Consider the following 332-nt stretch of genomic DNA (forward strand, 5'->3'; position numbering starts at 1 on the left):
TCCTAGGCCGATGACGAAGCGGCGGAAGCGGAACACGTCCATGTTCAGCACCCGCTCGGTCAGGCGCGTCTGGCGCCATACGAACAGTGCCAGAATAACGACGCCGGCCACTACCAGGCCGATGGAGAAGGGCGTGACGCCCGCATCCCCCATAGAACTGATGCCGTAGAGCACGCCAACCAGGCCGAGGGCCGACAGAATAACCGAGGGCACGTCCAGCGGCTCGCGCTCGGATTTCCCGTAGTTGCGCAGCGACGCGAGGGCGATAACGGCCACGAGCGCGGCCAGCACCATCATGATCACGTACACCATGCGCCAGCCCAACGAATCGG

The 332-nt window shown here is 64.5% G+C and carries 1 pseudogene; it reads right to left on the reverse strand.

Annotation, left to right across the window (positions count from 1 at the left end):
* Window positions 1-332: pseudogene (locus tag PZH32_RS12045) on the reverse strand (MDR family MFS transporter); the annotation flags it as partial.

It is taken from the genome of Adlercreutzia equolifaciens, from assembly GCF_029076695.1.
In the GTDB taxonomy this organism is placed as follows: domain Bacteria; phylum Actinomycetota; class Coriobacteriia; order Coriobacteriales; family Eggerthellaceae; genus Adlercreutzia; species Adlercreutzia equolifaciens_A.